20 protein-coding genes and 2 pseudogenes are annotated in these 21151 nt (G+C 50.7%); 17 read left to right on the top strand and 5 right to left on the bottom strand.

Annotation, left to right across the window (positions count from 1 at the left end):
* Positions 1–134: 134 nt before the first annotated feature.
* Complete coding sequence (locus ABS784_RS15990) at positions 135–1187, bottom strand: glycoside hydrolase family 3 protein (protein WP_318538505.1); 1053 nt, start codon at positions 1185–1187, stop codon at positions 135–137.
* A gap of 975 nt (positions 1188–2162) precedes the next feature.
* Between ABS784_RS15990 and ABS784_RS15985 the strand changes: the two are divergent.
* The 3 genes and pseudogenes from ABS784_RS15985 to ABS784_RS15975 form a co-directional block, all read left to right on the top strand.
* Positions 2163–2356 (top strand): annotated as a pseudogene (locus ABS784_RS15985) (NAD-dependent epimerase/dehydratase family protein); the annotation flags it as partial.
* A 42-nt stretch (positions 2357–2398) separates the two neighbouring features.
* Positions 2399–3195: pseudogene (locus ABS784_RS15980) on the top strand (UPF0236 family transposase-like protein); the annotation flags it as partial.
* 223 nt (positions 3196–3418) lie between these two features.
* On the top strand, positions 3419–3766 hold the full coding sequence (locus ABS784_RS15975) for a hypothetical protein (RefSeq protein ID WP_235045615.1): 348 nt from the start codon (positions 3419–3421) through the stop codon (positions 3764–3766).
* A gap of 236 nt (positions 3767–4002) precedes the next feature.
* Here the strand turns inward: ABS784_RS15975 and ABS784_RS15970 are convergent, their stop codons facing one another.
* On the bottom strand, positions 4003–5025 hold the full coding sequence (locus tag ABS784_RS15970) for an RpnC/YadD family protein (RefSeq protein ID WP_042382223.1): 1023 nt from the start codon (positions 5023–5025) through the stop codon (positions 4003–4005).
* A 170-nt stretch (positions 5026–5195) separates the two neighbouring features.
* The gene (locus tag ABS784_RS15965) at positions 5196–5693 is read right to left on the bottom strand and encodes a L,D-transpeptidase family protein (RefSeq protein WP_011232750.1); all 498 of its coding nucleotides are present in this window, start codon (positions 5691–5693) and stop codon (positions 5196–5198) included.
* A gap of 232 nt (positions 5694–5925) precedes the next feature.
* Here ABS784_RS15965 and ABS784_RS15960 point away from each other — a divergent pair, with 232 nt between their 5' ends.
* On the top strand, positions 5926–6126 hold the full coding sequence (locus tag ABS784_RS15960) for a hypothetical protein (protein WP_011232749.1): 201 nt from the start codon (positions 5926–5928) through the stop codon (positions 6124–6126).
* 43 nt (positions 6127–6169) lie between these two features.
* Here the strand turns inward: ABS784_RS15960 and ABS784_RS15955 are convergent, their stop codons facing one another.
* Positions 6170–6643 carry a hypothetical protein gene (locus ABS784_RS15955; protein ID WP_011232748.1) on the bottom strand — a complete coding sequence of 158 codons (474 nt, stop codon included), beginning with the start codon at positions 6641–6643 and terminating at the stop codon, positions 6170–6172.
* 294 nt (positions 6644–6937) lie between these two features.
* Here ABS784_RS15955 and ABS784_RS15950 point away from each other — a divergent pair, with 294 nt between their 5' ends.
* Both ABS784_RS15950 and ABS784_RS15945 read left to right on the top strand, forming a co-directional pair.
* Positions 6938–7870, top strand: a complete 933-nt coding sequence (locus ABS784_RS15950) for a DMT family transporter (RefSeq protein ID WP_044736854.1) — start codon at positions 6938–6940, stop codon at positions 7868–7870.
* A gap of 202 nt (positions 7871–8072) precedes the next feature.
* A complete protein-coding gene (locus ABS784_RS15945) occupies positions 8073–8966 on the top strand; it encodes an Rpn family recombination-promoting nuclease/putative transposase (protein ID WP_011232746.1) in 894 nt (297 codons plus the stop codon).
* Positions 8967–9005: 39 nt separating this feature from the next.
* Here ABS784_RS15945 and ABS784_RS15940 read toward each other — a convergent pair whose 3' ends face one another.
* On the bottom strand, positions 9006–10019 hold the full coding sequence (locus tag ABS784_RS15940) for a substrate-binding domain-containing protein (protein WP_352513190.1): 1014 nt from the start codon (positions 10017–10019) through the stop codon (positions 9006–9008).
* Between the two features lie 495 nt (positions 10020–10514).
* Here ABS784_RS15940 and ABS784_RS15935 point away from each other — a divergent pair, with 495 nt between their 5' ends.
* From ABS784_RS15935 to ABS784_RS15885, 11 genes are all read left to right on the top strand, one after another.
* Complete coding sequence (locus ABS784_RS15935; RefSeq protein ID WP_014195126.1) at positions 10515–11840, top strand: extracellular solute-binding protein; 1326 nt, start codon at positions 10515–10517, stop codon at positions 11838–11840.
* Between the two features lies 1 nt (position 11841).
* Positions 11842–12720 carry a carbohydrate ABC transporter permease gene (locus tag ABS784_RS15930; RefSeq protein ID WP_011232743.1) on the top strand — a complete coding sequence of 293 codons (879 nt, stop codon included), beginning with the start codon at positions 11842–11844 and terminating at the stop codon, positions 12718–12720.
* Positions 12707–13537: a carbohydrate ABC transporter permease gene (locus ABS784_RS15925; RefSeq protein ID WP_011232742.1), complete on the top strand. Its 831-nt coding sequence runs from the start codon at positions 12707–12709 to the stop codon at positions 13535–13537. The genes ABS784_RS15930 and ABS784_RS15925 overlap by 14 nt, the downstream gene beginning before the upstream one ends.
* 41 nt (positions 13538–13578) lie before the next feature.
* Positions 13579–14526 (top strand): MTP-1 family protein, encoded by a 948-nt coding sequence (locus ABS784_RS15920; RefSeq protein ID WP_352513187.1) that lies wholly within the window; start codon positions 13579–13581, stop codon positions 14524–14526.
* Between the two features lie 2 nt (positions 14527–14528).
* Positions 14529–15587, top strand: a complete 1059-nt coding sequence (locus tag ABS784_RS15915; RefSeq protein WP_062899014.1) for a BtaManbiosPhlase — start codon at positions 14529–14531, stop codon at positions 15585–15587.
* 281 nt (positions 15588–15868) lie between these two features.
* On the top strand, positions 15869–16756 hold the full coding sequence (gene galU / locus ABS784_RS15910; RefSeq protein ID WP_011232739.1) for a UTP--glucose-1-phosphate uridylyltransferase GalU: 888 nt from the start codon (positions 15869–15871) through the stop codon (positions 16754–16756).
* 42 nt (positions 16757–16798) lie between these two features.
* A complete protein-coding gene (locus ABS784_RS15905) occupies positions 16799–18112 on the top strand; it encodes an AAA family ATPase (RefSeq protein ID WP_011232738.1) in 1314 nt (437 codons plus the stop codon).
* A gap of 2 nt (positions 18113–18114) precedes the next feature.
* Positions 18115–18546, top strand: coding sequence for a hypothetical protein (locus ABS784_RS15900; RefSeq protein ID WP_011232737.1), 432 nt, complete (start codon positions 18115–18117; stop codon positions 18544–18546).
* Between the two features lie 21 nt (positions 18547–18567).
* A complete protein-coding gene (locus ABS784_RS15895) occupies positions 18568–18945 on the top strand; it encodes a DUF488 domain-containing protein (protein ID WP_060788680.1) in 378 nt (125 codons plus the stop codon).
* Between the two features lie 3 nt (positions 18946–18948).
* Positions 18949–19434, top strand: a complete 486-nt coding sequence (locus ABS784_RS15890; protein WP_023634280.1) for a macro domain-containing protein — start codon at positions 18949–18951, stop codon at positions 19432–19434.
* Between the two features lie 280 nt (positions 19435–19714).
* Complete coding sequence (locus ABS784_RS15885) at positions 19715–20686, top strand: MTP-1 family protein (RefSeq protein ID WP_011232734.1); 972 nt, start codon at positions 19715–19717, stop codon at positions 20684–20686.
* Positions 20687–21151 lie beyond the last annotated feature (465 nt).

The following is a 21151-nucleotide window of genomic DNA, read 5'->3' as shown; positions in this document are numbered from 1 at the left end:
CCTCATTCCACTATCCTAACAAGCAGCTGAAGAAGGTGGGTATTTTTCACACTGTCTACTTGACAGGGATATGTTCACTTCGCGTTGTGCAGGTGGGGGATGATTCACGTTTGCGTGATGGATCAGGGGAGCAATTAGTTTCCTACCACTTGCTTCGCTTTCGCGGGATCGACATAAACGTTTTCGATGGAAGGGAACTGGGACAGTTTATAGGCTAAAATCTTTCTCACGGATTCGTTGATTCGTTCTTCCGACAGTTTTCCGGTTCGGACGGCGTCCCATATGCCGTCGATCACTTCTTTTTGGTGGTCAAACGTGTGGCAAACAAGCAATAAGTCGGCGCCAGCCGCTATGGCGCGATAACCGAGTTCCCGATAGGTGAAATACTTGCTTACCGCTCCCATCTCCAAATCGTCTGTCACGACAATGCCTTCATAGCCCAATTTCTCCCGCAGCAATTGTTGAATAATCGCAAAGGAAAGGCTGGCGGGATGTTCTTTGTCGTATACCGGGTATTTAATGTGTGTGACCATCACAAAGAAACGGTCATGGTTGATGTTTGTGATGATTTGTCGAAATGGAAGAATGTCTTTGTTTTCAAGATCTTCCATCCCGGCCTCAACGGAAGAGCTGTCATGGTGCGGATCGACTTGGCTGCGCCCGTTTCCCGGAAAGTGTTTCAGCACGGGTGTCACGCCCGCATCGGTCAGCCCCGTCACCACTTGTTGCCCCAACCGTCCTGCCAACACAGGGTCTTCCCCAAACGAACGGCTGTCAGCCGCCGATAAATCCAACACTGGTGCAAAGTTGATTTGAATTCCCATCGCGGCTAGTTCTGTTCCCGTTCGGTGGGCGATTTGATACACTTTGGCATCGTCTTTGCTTTGCCCTAGCTGCTGTTGGGAAGGAATCGGGGAAACGTATTGCCGCATTCGGACAATTTTTCCACCTTCCTGGTCAATGCTAAAGACGAGCGGGATTTTGAATCGGTTTTCCAAGGCGACCCGCTGCAAATCATTCGTCAAGGTGGCGACTTGTTCCGGTGTTTTCATGTTGCGGTCGTATAAAATGGCCCCGCCCACATGATATTGGCGGATCATTTGTTTTACGTTTTCATCGGGCTCGGTCGATGGAAATCCGACAATGACCAGTTGGCCGATTTTTTCCCGAAGGCTCATCGTTTTCATCAGACGATCAATTTTTTTGTTTCGATCAGACGACGGCTCAAAAAAGGTGATGCTTGTTTGGTGGGGTGAGCCGTTTTCGTTTGGTTGCGTCTGTTGGCCGTCTTGTTCTGTCGGTTCGTCCGTTTGCGGCTGTTGACTGTTCCCGCTGTTTCGTTTTTCAGAGCTGCTGCTCGGGGGAACGGTCTTTGAATCGGCTTGTTCTCGGCTGACTAAAGCATAAGTAGACAAGCATAAGGCGACAGAAAGTAGAGCAAGTACGAGAATTGACGCCCATGAGATTCGTTTTTTTGCCTTTCTTCTAGAACTTCGAGAATGCTTCATTGCTTTTCACCCAGTCTAATTTTTGAATATTCGCTTCATCAAGCACCAAACGCCCATTTTCCTTCATGACATGCCAGTATCCGTCCCATCTCCGTTGCCAGCGAAGGATGTTAGTTCAATATATGAGATATTTCTAATAGTAATAACGTCGATTGTACCCCATTCGTTTCTAATATACATGCTTATTGGATATGGAAAAGTTAACCTTCGCCTACGTAGTGCCTGCTCCGGTGATACCGTTCCTAAGGAAAGCGGTCGGAATCAGACATGAACCGGCTGAAAATCATTCATGACTGCGGATGGCCGTCTCAGACACTTCACAAGCAGGAACGGGAGATGAAAAACGCTCATCTCCGCCAGTGTGCGTCGGCGGTTCGGCTTGTGATTGGGTTTGGTGCCTGTCACCACCCGAAATTTGTCGAAATATTGGTGATTGAAAGATAAAGGGGAGGGTATTACAATGATGGATAAGAACTAATGTTCTGTGATTGGGAGGGATGGATGAGTGACGGTGAAGATTTTAAGCATTGGGTAAGAGGATGAGGTCATTACTGGCATTGTGATTATGGACTACAAGAAGCGGGATATTGAGGGTATAAAGAAGTTTATACCGGTGAATATTAATTTTCATATGATTAACGAACAAATCCATTAGTTTTGGCCGATTTTGCCTCTGGCATGGACTCAACTATATCATCCTTCGCTGCTTTAATGCGGCTGGGGCGCACGAGTCGGGGGAAATTGGCGAAGACCATAACCCGGAAACGCATTTAATTCCGATTGTCTTGCAGCATTTGTTAGGCCAGCGCGACAAAATTTCCGTTTTCGGTACGGGCTATGATACTCCTCAATCATGGTCGCTTTTTTTGATTTTTGCAGGTGATATGCGATGGAAACGAAACGGCTCGCAGCTTGAGCTTTTGAACCGCCGTTGCTGCCTCCATGAAGGGATGGGGGATGTGTGGGAAGGATTCGAAGGGTGGCTGATGAAGGAATATGCCTATGACCCGTGCCGGGACTTGTTGATCATCAACGGCGACGCAGCGCCATGGATCATGGCTTGCCGAGAGTATTTTGGGAAGCGAGCCTGCTTTCAGCTGGATCGATTTCATGTGGCGCGGGAGTTGCGCCAATGCCTCTCGGGCCATCCGCGTTGGCGGGAGGTGCGGAAGAAGCTGGCGAAACAAGACGAAGAAGGACTTTTGGTTGAACGGAACAGTGCCGTCGGTACGTTGGGGGACGAAGGCAAAGAACAACAGCTGGCCGCCTTGATTCGCCGGATCGAGTCGATGCCGGGATGCATCCGGGACTACCGGGAGTGGCTGTCGGCGCAAGGGGTGAAGACGACCGGCATGCGTCCGATGGGCCATGCGGAGAGTGTGATGAGCCGATTTGCGCATCGGGTGAAATCCCGCCGCAGCTGGAAAGACCAAGGGCTTCGGGTGTTTCTGAGGGCGATGGCAGCCCGAATCGACGGGATGTTGTGGAGAAAGGGCGGTTGGAGAAGGAAGAGCCCCGGAGGGCAGCCTCGGCCTCGACGAAGTCCAAGCGGGTTGAACAGGCCAAACGGAAGGCAGGACGGTTGTGGGCAGATGTGGTGCGTCAGAATCTACCGTGTCTGCAACGGTCATCCGGGACGCCGATCCATCAAGCGTTGTCGGCGCTCCGGGATGGTGGTTGGGTGTAAAAAAATGGAATGCCGTATCATCACCTCAAGATGAGGGATGAGAGTCCGAAAGCGCTTACGATATAAATTCCTAAAAATGGTCTACCAAAACTGGTTATTGACAACACCCGTAGTGGACCAAAAAAATCCCCCGCAAAGTCTTGACTGGCTCAAACAGCAATTTGCTAAATCAGGCTGCCATTTTTTATGATATTATCTGAAAAAGCAGGTGAAGGAGTGTAGAATGAGAGAAGAAGAGTTCCGAAAATTCTTAATGAACGGCGGCAATATAAAAAGCAAAGTGAAAGCAGTTAATTCAAGATTGGCAAAGGCTTTAAGGGTCGAACGAGAGCTGAATGTCAATTTAGACGACATTGTGAAAAATGATGAAGCCATGTACCATTTGTTGCTGCAAATTCAAGAAAAGCTTAATGATAGGTTATACCATAAATCAAAATGCGGTGCGAAAATATTATTTATTTGTGAACGGAAAGGAGTTTCCAAAATTAAGGTGATATTAACAAGATACAAGTCACAGTTTGCGAGGCCCTTACATAAAGTGACGGAGGGGAGAAGGACACTGTTTGAGTAAAGTGGCTTCACCCGTGGACGGAGAAAGTGGAACGTCATGAGGGTGGAAAGCGCCGTTCGTATTTGGTGTTAACGGGTGAAGCTCGCCAGCAATTGGCAAGTGGCCAGTAGCGGTATGACGTGTGGGATGCGTGTTCGCTTTTACGGCAAATGAAAGGGGCTGTTTCGCTCTTGTTTGCTTTGGGCGCTGAGATCAGTTACGGGGGAAAAGAGCCGCACGGTTGCGGCTCTTTGGCGCTATTGGATCGGCGGCTGATCGTTGTCCATTTCCTTCGCTAGGTCGGCGACTTCGGCGACGGTCAGTCCGGTTCGTTTGGCGATCTCGTGAATGGGAAGAACATCAAGCAAATTTTTGGCGATTTCGATGGCCTTCCGTTTTTCCGTTTGCTTGATCGCCTGCTCCTTTTCTTGCATGACTCTTTGCACTGCTTGTTCTTTTTCTTGTATCACTCTTTGCACTGCTTGTTCTTTTTCTTGTATCGCTCTTTGCACTGCTTGTTCTTTTTCCTGCATCACTTTCTTCAACATTTCTTCTTTTTCTTGTTCAAGTTCTTCGACTAACAGGCGAAACACTTTGTTCATTTTGATCCACTCCTTTACTTTTTCGGCGTATGACCGGTCGATGAATTTGTCTGTAGCGGTCAGAACGCCAGCGATGATGTGCAGCTGTTTCGGTTCGTCGCCGATCGCTTTCGCCAGCTCGATCGTTTTTTCGATCATCGTTTGCCGGTCGAAGCGGGTGTGCATGAGCGGCACGAGGATGAGTTTCATCGTTTCTTCCGGAGTGAGCGGTTCGCCGTTGTGGACTTTTTCTTCAATGGCATGGAAAATCGCATCGCCGTTGAATTCGCCAAGCAACACCGCTTTGGATGAAAGAAACACATCGCCGGCGTCAAGCTGTTCGCGGGCGCTCGTGACATCGCTTGTGTAGATCACAACGATGCGAATCGGGCGTATTCGTTTTTCCTGTTGATAGTATGTGTGAAGGATGCGGCAGGCATAATCAAGATACTTTAAATGGTTGTCGAGAAATCGTTCATTGCTTTCGTACTCCAGAAGCAAAATGGAATCGTCTTCGAGAAGAAACACGGTGTCGGCGCGCCGTTCATCCGCCCGTACAGACGGAAATTCGTTTGGAAGCAGTGCTTTGATCCGTGGGAGTCCGTGAAGTCCGTATACATCGAGGGCTTGGTTTTGGTACAATGCGCTCAGCGACTTGAACAAAATGTCTTTGGCGTGATGCGAGATCCCGCCTGGCATCGTCTTCACTCCATTCGCTTTTGACCTAATTATACTACTTGCCCGATCGATTGTCAGCTGCCATCGTGAGCAGAAACACGGGGTTCGTTCGGTGGGAGTGAATGACATCTTCTTGAAAAATAAAACGGGTTGTGACTCAGAACAGACGGATGAATGACGCTGTTTTGCCCTCACGGCCGGATAAACACTTCCGTTCCGTTCGGAACGATGGAGGCGAGTTCGAGCACGTCTTTATTATGCATGCGGATGCAGCCTTTGGATACGTATTTGCCGATCGAGGACGGGTCGTTCGTGCCGTGGATGCCGTAATGGACTTTGGATAAGCTGAGCCACATGGCGCCGAACGGACCGCCCGGGTTTGGCTGGCGGTTGACGATGACAAAATCGCCGACAGGCGTGGCGGTGACCATTTTGCCGACGCCGATCGGATACGTGCGGATCGTTCGTCCCCGGTGTTTTAACGTCAGCTGGCGGCGGCTGATCGAGATGTGGATCGTGTAGGGAATCGATCCTTTCGGCGGAAGGTGGGGGATGACGATCTCCTGCCCGGGAAAGATGACGGACGCGGCGGTCAAACCATTGGCGCGAAGGAGCGCCTCAACAGATGTGCGGTAGTCGCGGGCGATGGAGGCGATCGTTTCCCCGTGTTTGACGATATGTTTGTACATGGCATTTCGCTCCTTTTTTTCGCTGGATGGAGAAAACAGCTCCGATTGATGATACATTAGTGTATGAGAAGATTCGAATAAGGTTGCTCAAATGGGAAGAGAGTCTCATGCGCATGGCATGCGGCCGCCATGCCGTATGAACGCGCTGTGCGTTAGTCTATACTTGACAGGGAGCGTTGCCTAACGGGTGTTTCTTGTCAAAACGTGTAGGTGAAAAAGGAGGATGGCGCGAATGAGAACGTTTGTCCTAAAACCGGAAGGACAGAAGGTTGATTATGAGCTGTATGCCGAGCTCTCCCCTGTCCCGCTTGAGATCATTGACGGCGATCTCTTTTTTACGAAAGAGGAGCGGGAAAACTTGCTTAAGCTGTTGATATACAATGTCGGCATTAATCGGACGCTTGAGATCATCGAGGAATGGAAGGAGCGGTGAAAGCGGCGCCCGGTCGATATCGGGGCCGCATCGATGTTGGGGGTTACGGGCGGTAAGGGAACAAAATGTTCTTTTCCCCTTTTTCTTTGGCGACGAAGACGTCTTGATGGATTTCGAACACGCCAAAAGCGCTATGGAACGTCTGAATGACGCGGACGCGATACACGTCGTGAAGCGGTTTGTTCTCATCAGACATCGACCATGACGACAGTTTTTCCACCTCATCGATGCGGTAGTCGAACGTCTCGACGCCGAAGTCTTGCATAAAGACGTGGGCGCGGCGCTGGATGTAGACGTCTTTTGGGAATTTCTTTTTCATAAGCGGGTGAAACAGCTCCCAAGAGCTGCCAAAATCCCCTGCCTGCTCGTAGCGGTAAAACGTGTCAACGATTTCCTTTGCCTCGTTCCGTTCGTTCGAAAGAAACAGAGACAAGATCGCCACCAACACGGCGACGGCAGTGAGAACCGCCACCCCAGTCCTGGCTCGGATCGTCTTTTGGCGGTAGCGTGGGAACATGGGGTCTCCTCTCCTCTCTGTTATACCATATGCACGATGGGCGGCGGATATGGGCAGGGAAAGGGCGGAAGCGCCGTGGCATGTGTCACAGGATAGACATACGGCCGCATTTTTTAGTCAAAAAATTCATCAGAGTGTAGTAAAATGGATGGCAGAAGTTGTTGGAAATGATGCACTAGCGTGAGAAACGGTGGTTTGTCCTATTTGGAGGCGGGTGAAAAGGCGGAGCGTTTAGGGCTCCGTTTTTCCTTTGCCGTTCCGCTGAAAACAGAGATGCAGGAGAGGTAGAGAGCGATGCGGAAATCATTTATTTATGCGCTGTTGGTCGCCATTATGGTTGCTTGGGGCTTGAACGTGACGGCGTTGAAAATTCTTGTGGAGCATTTTTCGCCCGTCGCGTTGACGGCGCTTCGCATTCTAACGGCCGGGTTGGTCGTGCTTTTGTTTTTATGGGGGATCGGCAAGCTTCAAAAAGTCAGTTGGAATGAGGCGAAACAGATTGGTTTGGCCGCATTGTTCAGCGTGGTGGCCCATCACTTCTTTTTAGCTTTGGGGCTCGCGAGGACGACGGCGGTGAACGCGGGCCTTGTTTTAGGGATGGTGCCGCTTGTGACGGCGCTGTTGGCGATCGTGTTTTTAGGCCAGCGGCCGACGTTGTTTCGTTTGCTTGGCATCGCGCTCGGGTTTTTTGGCGTCGTGTTTGTCGTCGCGAACGGCGATGGCGGCCTCGGCCATTTGTCAATCGGGGATGTGTACATCTTTTTGGCCGTCTTGGCGCAAGGGATCAGCTTCATTATGATCAAAAAGGCGACGGTCGAGGCGCGGTTGATGACAGGGTGGATGCTCGTCTTCGGGTCGCTTTGGCTGTTTGTCTTAAGCCTCGTGCTCGAGCCGAGCGGCCTATCGAGTTTGAAAGAGGGTACATTGCCGCTTTGGCTCATTTTCCTTGCTTCGGCTGTCGTGGCGACGGCGCTTGGCCATATGTTTTATAACCAGGCTGTTCAACATCTTGGCCCCGCTGAGTCGGCGGTGTTCATCAACCTCAATCCGCTCTTTTCGTTGCTTGGGGCGCACTGGTTGCTTGGTGAGCCGATTTCATGGATGCAGTTGGCTGGTTTTCTTTTCATCGTCGCGGGCGTGATGTTCGGCAGCGGGGGGATGGATGACGTGATCGCCCGTTTCCGCCGGGCGAAGGCGGTGGAGGGCGGAAGGAAGGCGGGGATGTAGCAGCCTTGGAATCCCCCACTTCTAGGCCTTGCGTGCAAGTGGCGAAACATTCATATCCAGGAATGGAGGGGGCTTCACATTGCGGTCGGCGTCTTGGCTGTCTCTTCTCGAAAAGGGACAGCCATTTTTGTGCCATCGGCAGGATTTTGCTTGATGATGTCGAAAAAGAGAATTACGAAACGTATTCGTGTGAGGTGAATGTATGGCGATCGATCACGACCGGTTGTTCAAGGAGTTGTTGCAGACGTTTTTTGAGGAATTTGTGCTTCTCTTCTTTCCGGATATGCACGAGCATATTGATTTCAACCATTTGTCGTTTTTGTCCGAAGAGCTGTTTACGGACGTAACGGCTGGGGAGAAGTACCGCGTTGACCTGCTCGTCGAGACGAAGTTCAAAGGAAAAGACGGATTGATCATTGTTCACGTAGAAAACCAAGCGTACGTTCAATCGTCATTTCCAGAAAGAATGTTTCTTTACTTCAGCCGCTTGTTTGAAAAATACCGCACTCCGATCATTCCGATTGCCGTCTTCAGCTATGATGCCATCCGAGATGAACCCTCTTTGTTCACGCTCTCCTTTCCGTTTGGCGATGTGCTTGACTTTCGCTTTTTCCATGTGGAGTTGCGCAAGCAAAACTGGCGCCAATTCATCCGCACCGACAACCCGGTGGCGGCTGCGCTGCTTAGCAAAATGGGTTATACTGAAAGTGAACGAGTGGAACTGAAAAAGCAATTTTTGCGCATGTTGGTGCGTCTCGAGCTAGACGAGGCAAGACAGCGTTTGTTGATGGGCTTTTTTGAAACGTATGTGAAGCTGTCCGATGAAGAAGAACAACAGCTTCGAAGCGAGGTGGAACAAATGGAGACGAAAGAAAAAGAACGCGTGCTGGAATTGATCATTTCGTACGAGCAAAAGGGAAAAATTCAAGGCCGAAAGGAAGGACGGGAGGAAGGGCGCAAAGAGGGAGCGGAACAAGAAAAACGGCACATTGCGAAACGGATGTTGATGAAAGGGTTTGATGCGCAGACGATTCACGAACTGACCGGATTGCCTGTGACGGAGATTGAGGAAATGAAACAAAGCGGCTTCAAGTGAATGGAAATCAAACAGGCGGGGCAAAAGGCCAGCCCCGCCCTAGCGCGTTGGTTTTGTTGCTGTGGATTCCCGTTTGATCAGTTTCGTAGACAATAGCACTTCCTGAAAAGGTTCGTTCGGGTTGTCCCACCGCCATCGCAACAATTCCACCGCTCGTTTGCCGTAGCGCTTCAGGTCGATGTCGACGGTCGTGATTTTCGGCGTCGCGATTTGCGACAGCTGCCCGTTGTCAAAGCTGCAGACGGAAACGTCATCGGGCACTTTTAGCCCGTACTGCTGCAGGCCGGTGCTGACGAAAAAGCCAAGCCCGTCATTGACGCAAAACCAGGCGGTCGGCTGCCGCTTCAGCTCGCGGATGTAGCCTGCGATGACCGTTTCGTCCTCTTGCGCCTGGCAGAACATCCACTCCTCGTTCGGTTTCACTCCATAGTCTTTCAGCGCCAATAAGTACCCTTCATACCGCTCTTGATAGCTCGGCGAATAGTTGACGTCGCCGACAAACGCGATGTCAGTATGGTTGAGCTCCAACAAATGCTGGACGGCCACATACGCCCCGAACCGATTGTTTGTCAGCACCGCATCGGCTGGAATGTTCGGATGGTGATGGTCGACCAGGACGGTCGGGATGCCGGTGGCGACGATTTGTTGGATGTACTCGGTGCTGATGTGGGAAAGGACGATCACGCCGTCGACTTGTTTTTCCTCGATGAACGAAGGCAAAAGAAGCCGTTCTTTTTGTTCTTTGTTCACCGATTGGATGTGCAGCTTCATGCCGTGTGACAGCGCTTCCTGTTCAATGCTTAAGTAGATTTCGCCAAAAAATTTCAGCGAAAACGTGCGGTCGGAGGCGATGAGGGCGATTTGCCTCGGCGGTTTGCCGCGCGACTTCGCGCGGGAGGCGGGATATTCATACCCCATTTCTTTGGCTACACGCTTCACAAGCTCCCTCGTTTCTTCGCTGACCCCTTCTTTGCCGCGCAACGCTTGAGAGACCGAGTTTTTGGAAATGTTCAGTCGATCGGCGATGTCTTGCATGGTGACGCGTTTTTTCATTCGCTACCTCCACTTGTTCGCTATTTTGCCTTTCGGTGATTTGAGGCGCCGACAAGGACGGCCGTTGCGATTTTTCGTTTTCCATCATTACAAGTATACATCGAAATCTTGAAGATTGGCTCCGCTTCCGCAGCGTTTGCTTGCTTTCTCTAGTTCAAGTATATCCCTTATGAAAACGAAAGACATTCAACACCTCGGAACAAATATATACGAAATGGTATTGTAACGTTACAATTGCTGATTGTCAAGTTGATGAATTGCGTCTAAACTCACGGTTTTTTCTTGTCTTTTCCGCAAGAAAGAAGTTGACTATTTCGTTGAATCATGAAATAATGTCATTGTAATGTTATAAAATACCGTTACATAAATTTGTTTTTTAGCTAACAAGATTGTTCGTCTCCATGATTTGTCACGGGAAGAAGAGGGGTTGTCTGAAGCGGTTGTTTATGTAAGCGTTTTAATCACCTACTCATTAATACAAGGGGGGAATGGACGATGAAAAAGCGCAAGTGGTTCAAACTGGCTTCGTTGTTGCTTGCCGCTGCGGTGGCGGGAACAGGCTGTCAAGGACAGACCGGGAATGAACAGGGGCAGAAGAAGGAAGGATCAACCGTGCAAATTGAGTTTTGGGCGGCGCCGAATCCGACGCAGCAGGCATTCTGGAAGAAGATGGCGGATCGCTATATGGAAGAGCATCAAAACGTGAAAATCAAAGTATCGCCGATGCCGGAAAGCCCTTCTTCGGAGGCGGGCATTCAGTCGGCGATTGCGGCGGGAAATGCGCCGGTCATTTCCGAAAACATCTCCCGCGGGTTTGCCGCACAGCTGGCGGACAGCCGGGCGATTGTGCCGCTGGATCAATTTGAAGGGTTTGATGATGTAATCGGCAAACGGCAAATGAAAAGCACGATTTCAACATGGAAGTTCGCCGATGGGCATCAATATGTGCTGCCGATTTACTCCAACGCCATGCTGTTCGGTTGGCGAATCGATATTCTGAAAGAGTTGGGGTATAACGCTCCGCCGAAGACGTACAGCGAAGTCATGGAAGTCGGCAAAAAGTTGAAAGAAAAATATCCGAACAAGTTTCTATGGGCGAGAGCCGACTTGGTCAAACCGACGTGGTGGGCGAGATGGTTTGACTTCTTCATGATTTACAATGCGGCGTCGAATGGGACGCATTTCATCGATGGAAACAAGTTGAGTGCGGATCGTGACGCGGGTGTGAAGACGCTCCAGTTCTTCGCTGATTTAAGCAAAAATCAGCTCGTGTTGACGAAAGAGACGAAAGATCCGTTTGAAAGCGGTACATCCTTGATGTCCGATTTAGGGCCGTGGACGTTCCCGTATTGGGCTGAGAAGTTTCCGGAAATGAAGTTTAACGAGAAATACGTGTTGTCGATGCCGCCTGTGCCTGATGGCATGGACCCGTCGCAGGCGAAAACGTTCGCCGATACAAAAGGGCTGGTCATTTACGCTTCGGCGACGAAAGAACAGCAACAAGCCGCGTTCGATTTCGTCAAATGGGTGTATTCCGATCCGCAAAACGATTTGGAATGGCTGAAAGAAACGAACTTGCCGCCGGCGCGGGACGACTTGTCGACGAACGAGGCGTTTGTCTCCTATTTTGAACAAAATCCGCAGCTGAAACTGTATGCGGAAAACGTTCCGAATGCCATACCGCCTATGGATAACGCCAAAATGGTTGAGCTTCAAGAGCTGATCGGCAAAGAGGCGTTGAATCCGGTCGTCAAAGGCGAGAAAACCCCAGAAAAAGCGTGGGAGGACATGGAAAAGGCGATCAATGGGGTGTTAAAATAACATGAATAAACATGCGGCAAAAGTGGGTTGGCTGCTCGCCAGCCCATACCTTATCTATTCCGCTATTTTCTTTTTGATCCCCCTGTTTTGGGCGTTATATCTCGCTTTTACGAACTGGAATTTAATTTCTCCCGAATATGAGACGGTGGGAATGCAAAACTTCCTTGACGCCTTCTCGAGTCCGAGCGTGCGGGCGGCGTTTTGGGTGACGTACAAGTTTATGTTGATGTTTGTGCCGATCGTCATCGCCGGCTCGCTGTTTTTGGCGCTGATTCTTCACCATCTGCCTCGGTGGAAAGGATTGTTTGCCGTCGGATATTTTCTGCCGTATTTGGCGTCGGGGGTGGCGTCGTCGATTGTCGTCAAAGGCGTCATTTCCTACAACAGCCCGTTGAATCAATTTTTGCGGGACGCGTTGGGCTGGGATATTGACTGGCTCGGCTCGCCCATCTTAGCTCCGCTTGTCATTGCGCTCATGATGGCGTGGAAGTTTGTCGGATATTATGCGCTATTGTTTTTGTCCGGCTTGGAAAGCATCCCGAAAGAAGTGTATGAAGCGGCGGAAATTGACGGAGCGATTGGCTGGAAGCGGGTTTGGCACGTGACGATTCCGATGCTGTACCCTTCGTTTTATACCGTGACGATTTTGGCGGTCGGTTTGATGTTTGGCATTTTCACCGAACCGTATGTGTTGACAGGCGGTGGGCCAGAGTATGCGACCCATACGTGGCAGCTGGAGATTTACAACCAGGCGTTTGAAAAATTAAATGCGGGTTATGGAACCGCGGTCGCGATTATCAATTCGATCGTCACCTTTGCGTCGATTTTCGTCTTTCGCAAGGTGTTGGAAAAATGGGGTGGCAAACATGGCTGGGAGTAAAACATGGAAGGTCGGACTGCTTTATGTTTTGGCGTTTGCCGTTTTGTTCGTCATGGTGTTTCCGTATTGGTATATGGTGTTAGGCTCTCTTGCCCCATGGAATGAGGTCGACCGAAAGCTCATTCCGTCGTCATTGACGCTTCGCTCGTATGAATGGCTGTTTCAAGGCGGCGAAGATGTCGTGCCGCGGCCGTGGCTTCGGGCATTTTTCAACAGTTTGCTCGTCACGTCGGCGTCAACGCTGCTCATGCTTGTGACGGCCGTGATGGTTGGATATGCGTTGTCGAAAGTGAAATTTAAAGGGAGACAATGGGTCAACAACGCGATTTTGTTTCAAATGTTTTATCCGTCGATCATTTTGCTTATTCCACTGTTTCTGATCGTCCGGTATTTCGGCTGGTACAACACGTATTGGGCGATGATCTTGCCGAAGGCCGTCAACTTGTGGGCCATCTTTATGTACACGAACTTTTTCCGCAGCATTCCCGATGAATTGATCGAAGCGGCAAAGATGGATGGAGCGGGCCATTTCACCATCATTCGCCGCATTGTCTGGCCGATGTCGCGCTCGATTACGACGATCATTTTCTTGTTCCTTTTTATGGAACGATGGGTGGAACTGCTTTGGGATATGCTTGTTGTGAATAACGAAAAGATGTTGACGTTAAACGTGTTGTTGGCGCAAATGTTTGGACCATACGGCGGATATCCGGGGCCGATGTACGCCGCCTCAGTGCTTCTCACGCTGCCGATTTTGATTTTGTTCCTTTTGTTTAGCAAGAATTTTAAAGAAGGCATGCAGTTCATATTAAAATAATAAAAACATCATGATAGGAAGAGGGAGCAGGGAGAGACGTTATGCAGACAAGGACGCCGACGATGAAAACATGCCAGACACTGCTTGAGGAATTTCAGCGTGCTCCTCAGCCGCTTCGGGTGGAGAAGCTCGTGTTTGCTGGCGTTGGGGGGCGGGATGTGTACAACATTTCCGCGCCGTTTGAAGACGATGGCGAGTGGGTCATTGCCGGACGGGTGGAGGCAAGAGACAGCGAGCAATCAGAAGTATACTTTTTCGTCGAGCGTGAAGGGACATGGGTGCCGCGGGAAGGGGCGCCGGTGTTTGCCTTGCAGGATCCGTTTGTTTCGCGGGTGCACGGGCATCTCGTGTTTGGCGGCGTGGAGACGTTTCCGCATCCCGTGCTTCACGGGAAGCTGTATTGGCGGACGGTGTTTTACCGCGGAAAAACGATCAATGAATTGGCGCATTTTTTCACCGGTCCCGACGGGATGAAAGACATTCGTCTTGTCGAGCTTCGGGATGGGTCGGTTGGGGTCTTCACCCGTCCGCAAGGGGAAAAAGGCGGACGCGGAAAAATCGGCTTCACCCGCATCGGTACGCTCGATGAGTTGACGGTGGAGGCGATTGAGAATGCCCCATTGATTGACGGCCAATTTGCCGATGAAGAATGGGGAGGCGCCAACGAAGTGCATTTGCTTGGCAATGGGCTCGTCGGCGTCTTGGGCCATATCGCTTGTTTCGATCAGGAGCGGAACCGTCATTATTATCCGATGGTGTTTGCGTTCAATCCAGATACGGGGGAAGCGTCGGACATGGAGTTGATCGCCACAAGAGCCCATTTCCTCGATGGCCCGGCGAAGCGTCCGGATTTGTCGGATGTCGTGTTTAGCGGCGGACTGATTCGCAAAGGGGACGGCACGGCCGATTTTTACGCTGGAACAAGTGACGCAGAAGCGCAAAAACTAACAATCGTTGATCCATTTACGAAATACGAAAGGCAGGGGTGACGATGCACCTTTACCGCTACGAAGAAAACCCGCTGATTACACCGAACGATGTGCCGCCGCACCACGACGGGTTTGAAGTGATCGGGGCGTTTAACGCTGGGGTGGCGAAATTTCAAGGGGAAGTGTTGCTGCTTCTTCGGGTGGCGGAGCGGCCGGTGTCGGATGACCCGAACATCGTGAAAGCACCGGTATGGAACCCAGAGACGGGGAAGGTCGATGTTTACGAATTTCGCAAAGACGATCCGCGCTATGATTTTTCCGATCCTCGGGTGATCAAAGAGGCGGGGGCGGAGCGGTTTTTGTATTTGACGTCGCTCTCCTATTTGCGCCTCGCCCGGAGTCAAGACGGGCGGCGGTTTACGATCGACGACCGCCCGTTCGTCTATCCATCGAATGAGCTCGAGACATTTGGTATTGAAGATCCGCGCATTACGTACATTGACGGCACGTATTACATTTATTTCAGCGCCGTCTCACCAAAAGGAGTCGGCGAGGCGATGGTGTCCACAACGGATTTCCGGACGGTGACGCACCACGGCATGATTTTCGCTCCGGAAAATAAAGATGTGCTCATTTTTCCGGAGAAGATCAACGGCAAATATTACGCTCTTCATCGCCCAGTGCCGCGAAGCAACGGCCGCCCCGAGGTGTGGATCGCGGAGTCGGAGAATCTGCTTCATTGGGGGAATCACCGCTTTTTGTTCGGTCTGCGCGAAGGAAAGTGGGACAGCGCCCGCATCGGCGGCGGGGCGGTGCCGATCAAAACGGAGCACGGCTGGCTCGAGTTGTACCACGGTGCGTCGGATGACCACCGCTATTGCATGGGGGCGGTGCTGCTCGATTTGAACGACCCGGCAAAAGTTATCGCCCGCTCGGAGCGGCCGCTTGTTGAGCCGGAAGCGGATTATGAGGTGAACGGCTTTTTCGGCCGCGTCGTGTTCTCATGCGGGGCGCTTGTTGACGGCGATGTTGTGAAAATGTATTACGGCGCCGCCGATACGTCGATGGCGTGCGTCGAGCTGAAGCTGGACGAGATTTTGGATTCGCTTGTGAAAGTATGAAAGCGAAGTTGCCCGCACGTTGCGGTGTAAGAACGGAAACGCCTGGATGGCCGGGCGTTTCTTTTTTGGTTTGCCGCGAACATACCGTGAGCGCAGGTGGGAGAGCGTTCAACGTTCATTGCGTCGTTTCGTTTCTTTTCCGTTCAACAGGATTTGGTATAATAAAAACAACGCCGATTCATCGGTCAGGTCGGCAGAGCGGTTTGCGGCTGGGCAATGAAAGACACTGGCCATGACTCGAAAGAACAGATGATCATCGGATAGAGGAGGAACCATCGGAGATGAAAAAAGTACGCAAAGCGATCATTCCGGCGGCCGGGCTTGGGACGCGGTTTTTGCCGGCGACGAAGGCAATGCCGAAGGAGATGCTTCCGATCGTTGATAAGCCGACGATTCAATATATTGTCGAAGAAGCCATCGCCTCAGGCATTGAGGACATCATCATCGTCACCGGGAAAGGGAAGCGGGCGATTGAGGATCATTTTGACTACGCGTTTGAGCTGGAACAGATGCTCAAGCAAAAAGGGAAGCTGGATCTGCTTGAGAAAGTGAAAGAGCCGTCGAAGGTGGACATCCACTACATTCGCCAAAAAGAGCCGAAAGGGCTCGGGCATGCGGTTTGGTGCGCGCGCAATTTCATTGGAGACGAGCCGTTTGCGGTGTTGTTGGGCGATGATATCGTCCAGGCGGAAAAGCCTTGTTTAAAACAGCTCATTGAGCAGTATGAACAAACGTTCAGCTCGGTGATTGGTGTCAAGCGCGTGCCGGAGGAAGAAACGCATCGCTACGGGATCATCGACCCGCTCGAGCAGCAAGGCCGGCGCTACCAAGTGCGCCGCTTCGTGGAAAAACCAGCTCCGGGCACAGCGCCGTCGAACTTGGCGATCGTCGGCCGCTACGTGTTGACGCCGGAAATTTTCTTGTTTTTAGAGAAACAGGAAGCCGGCGCAGGCGGGGAGATTCAGCTCACCGATGCGATCGGGCGGTTGAATGAAATTCAGCGCGTGTTTGCCTATGAATTTGAAGGAAAGCGGTACGATGTCGGCGAAAAGCTCGGCTTTATCGAAACGACGATTGAGTTTGCCTTGCAAAACGAGGAGCTGCGGGATGACTTGCTTTCGTTTTTGGAGCGGGTGGTGGCAGAGGCGAAGGGATCGAAGAACAACTAATCAAATTTTTCAGAAGATGAAGACAAAAAAGGAGGGTAGGATGTGGCGCGCATACGGATTGAACATTTTGGTCCTGTGAAGCTGTTTGATGAGGAGATCACGGATGTTACCGTTTTGATTGGCCCCCAAGCGAGCGGAAAAAGTACGATCAGCAAATTGATTTTTTTCTTTCAATCGATTCCTGATGAATGGGTAAACTATTTGCTTTCAGTACGTCAAACGGAAGAAAACAACCCATTTTTTGAGTTCAATAAACGTCTTCGGAGAAAATTTGTTGGGTACTTTGGCACAACCAAACATATGAAACCGTTTCATATTCGTTATGAGTATGATGTTGAAAAGTTTGTCCGTCTTGATTTAAAGGACGGTTATGTACAAATCCATTTCAGCGATCCGCTAAAACGGGAGATTCAGGAAAATTTTAAACATGTTGTGCAGATGAAAAAGGAAATGCAATATGAAGAACAACAGTTGGATGATTTTTGGAATGTCTCCTCGTGGAAAGTGCGTCAACAAAATGTGTTAGAAAAGGTCAAAGCAGCGATCACTGAGGTATTCGGCGATTCCAAAACACCCATTTTTATCCCTGCAGGGAGGAGTTTAGTTGCCACATTGTCGGATCAGCTTCAGGATATTAACCCGCAGCAACTCGATGTGTTGACAGAACAGTTTATCGAGCGAATTAATCTACTAAAGAAGATGTTTTCGCATTCGTTTGAGGAAATCATCGAAGATCGAAAAAAATTCTCGACAGAAAAAATTGACTTTGAGGCAATCCGACTGGCCATCAAGATGATCGAAGGCGTGATGAAAGGGAAATACATGTTCTCTGATTATGGGGAAAGGATTTTTTTTAATGAAAGAGAGTATACAAAACTGAAATTTTCATCTTCTGGACAACAGGAAGTCGTTTGGATTTTGCTGCTGATATTTACAATCATTCTGGAACGGCAGCGAGTGTTTATGGTGATTGAAGAACCCGAGGCACACTTATATCCGAACGCACAAAAAGAAATGGTTGCCTTATTTGCGTTGTTGCTGAATGTGACGAATAGTACGCTCGTGATTACGACTCATAGCCCGTACATTTTGTCTGCTTTTAATATTTATTTGTACGCTGCCAAAATCGGAAACAAACTGGATCAACGTGTGCATCCAATTGTGGACCGAAAGCTGCGCCTTTCTCCAGAGCGGTTAAAGGCCTACATGCTAGAGAGTGAAGGAGGGAAATTCCATTATCGAAGCATTATTGATAATGAATTACAGTTCATACAGGCCGAAGCGATCGATGAAGCATCATCTGCGATCAACCGCGTACTTGATGAACTCATGGAGGCAGAGGAAGCGGGGGAGTAAACATGGCGGTTGTAGGTTGGGAAAGTTGTTTACACTATTGCGACCGTCGAAAACTAGCAGTTGTTGAGGAAAACGGGAGAGGGGTTCGTTTTGTCAATGAGAGGGAAAAGAGGGTGGCCCTGTACCGTGTAGACGGTTGTTTGATTAAAGAGGGGGTAAAATGCGACTTTTTATTTTTAGTGATCGAAGGAGATCGGGCATTTTTCATCGAACTAAAAGGGTCTGACCTTAAGCAAGCTGTACACCAGATCGCCCGAACAATCGAACAGTTAGGGAAATGGCTGCCTGGATATCGATTCGAAGGGAGAATCGTGACTACCCGTGTGAGAACGCCTGCTTTGAAATCGACTTATTTGATGAAGCTGGAAAAAATGTTGAGGAGAACGGGTGGGACATTAGTGGTAAAAGCCAAGTGGGACGAGGTAAACGTATAGGGCAGGAAAGAGGCGACCGGTATGGGTTATTACAGGCTAAAACGGAGTCATACCCCAATCGGACAGGATGACGGCATCCGCATTCTCGTCGACCGCCTTTGGCCGCGCGGGGTGTCAAAGGCCGAGTCGCGCATCGACCGCTGGATGAAAGAGATTGCCCCGAGTCCAGCGCTGCGGCAATGGTTTGGCCATCGGCCAGAGCGGTTTGCCGAGTTTGCGCGGGCATATGAGCGGGAGTTGGAAACAGAGGAAACGAAGCAGGAGCTTGTGGATGAGCTGTTGTCGCTTTCCGGAGTGGTGACGCTGTTGTATGCAGCAAAAAATGAACGACATAACCATGCCGTTGTCCTTTGTGATTTTTTGCGCAAAATAGCCGAGAGGCGAAGCCAGGAGGGATGAACGGTGATTTCTGCGATGGTCGGCGATTTGACGAAGGTTGAAGGGGTCGAGTACATTTGCAATGCCGCCAACGGCATCGGACCGATGGGCGGCGGGGTGGCAGCGGCGATCCGTCGGGCAGGCGGGCGCGTGATTGAAGAGGAAGCGATCCGCGTCTGTCAAGCGCAAGATCCACAGCCAGGCGATTTGTACGTGACAGGGGCAGGCTCGTTGCCGTTTCGGGGTGTGATTCATCTTGTGACGATGAAGCAGCCGGCTGGAGCAACGTCGTATGAGATCGTCCGGTCGTGTCTTGAGCGGCTTGTCGCGCACTGTCGGGAGCACGGGATCAAGAAGGTGGCGCTGCCGGCCTTGGGAACCGGAGTCGGCCGGCTTGACAAAGCGAGAGTGGCTAGGTTATTTCGCGAGGTGCTCGCGCCGGTTGAGGATGTGGAATTTGTGGTCGTTGATATCGACGAGTCATTTATCCAAATGGTTGATTCATATTAAATAAAAATTAAGAAAAAAAGGGCCTTGACAGACGCTTGGCCCTTCTTTTTTTGGCAAAGAATAACGTGTTTCACAATCCTTCATATCATATTATAATATAACACACAAACCAGTTTCATTGACTTCCTTGCCTAGCCTAGGAGGTGGCGCAGCCATCCATGTCCGATTGATTGGACTGGCATGAAAGGAAGTTGGAGAACGTTTCCTGTTCGAACCTGTTCAGGGAAAATGGCCAAAAGCGATGCATACGGCGTTTTTGGCAACGCCTGGAGGGATGATCATGTTATTCCAATCGCCAACATTGAAGACATGTCAAGTATTAGTCGATGAATTCCGCCTGGCCCCACAGCCGTTTGAGCCGGAAAAACTCCGCTTTGCGGGTGTTGGGGACCGAGACGTTTATAATATTTCCGCACCGTTTGTGGATGAAGGAGAATGGGTGATCGCTGGGCGCGTCGAGGCGCGCGACAGCGAGCAGTCGGAAGTGTACTTTTTCGTCGAGCGTGACGGCGTTTGGGTCCCTCGTGAAGGGGCGCCGGTGTTCGCCTTGCAAGACCCGTTCGTGTCGCGCATTCACGGTCAGCTTGTGTTTGGCGGCGTGGAGACGTTTCCGCATCCGGTGTTTGTTGGCGAGCATAGCTGGCGGACGGTCTTTTACCGTGGACCGAACATTCGCCGCTTAGAAAAGTTCGCCGAAGGGCCGGATGGGATGAAAGACATTCGCCTCGTCGAGTTGAAAGATGGCTCGATCGGCGTGTTTACCCGACCGCAAGGGGAAAAAGGCGGCCGCGGGAAAATCGGTTTCACCCGCATTTTCTCGCTCGATGAGTTGACGCCGGACGTGATCGAGGCAGCGCCGATTCTTGATGCCCAATTTACGGATGAAGAATGGGGCGGCGTGAACGAGGCGCATTTGCTTGCAAACGGGCTTGTTGGGGCGCTCGGCCATATCGCTTGCTTTGACGAGCAAGGCAACCGCCATTACTACCCGATGGTGTTCGTGTTGAACCCCGAGACGATGGAGCGTTCGGAGCTGGAATTGCTTGCGCTTCGCTCCCACTTTTTAGACGGGCCGGCGAAACGGCCGGATTTGGCGAACGTTGTCTTCAGCGGCGGGCTCATCCGCAAAGGCGACGGCACCGCCGAGCTGTACGCCGGCGTCGGCGATGCGGAAGCGCAAAAAATTTCGCTCATCGACCCGTTTGCGAAATACGAAGCGCAAGAGCTCGATCGGATGTATGCTTCCGTTTAGCGAAAGGATCGGTGCGACAGACCTTCTCTTGATGAGGAAGGTTGGCGGCCGGTCCTTTTTTGCATTTGGCCGGTTTCTTGCCTTGTGCGAAGGACTTCGGTTTGACATAAACGTGACTTGTTCGGTGACGGTGTATGTGCTCAATGAGGAACGGCTATATGAGCAGGCGGATGTTCAACCTTGTTTGTTTGCATTATCGTGATGAAAGAGGAAATGTTGCTTCCTCACAGCGTTTCTTCAGTTCAAAACTTTGCAACACCGTCGCGTGACCCCTTTCGGCTTCTCCCAAATCGAACAAATCCGTCGTTTTTCAACGGTCTTCGAAAGGACTGCTTAAAAGCGAACAGCGTGGGATTCTTCCCACGCTGTTTCCGTGAAAATGCACGCGTTGAACATATCCCTGTCAAGTAGACAGTGTGAAAAATACCCACCTTCTTCAGCTGCTTGTTAGGATAGTGGAATGAG

The organism is Geobacillus sp. G4 (genome assembly GCF_040327975.1).
Classification (GTDB): domain Bacteria; phylum Bacillota; class Bacilli; order Bacillales; family Anoxybacillaceae; genus Geobacillus; species Geobacillus thermoleovorans.
Note: the sequence above shows the minus strand (reverse complement) of the source record. Positions and strands in the feature narration are given on the sequence as shown.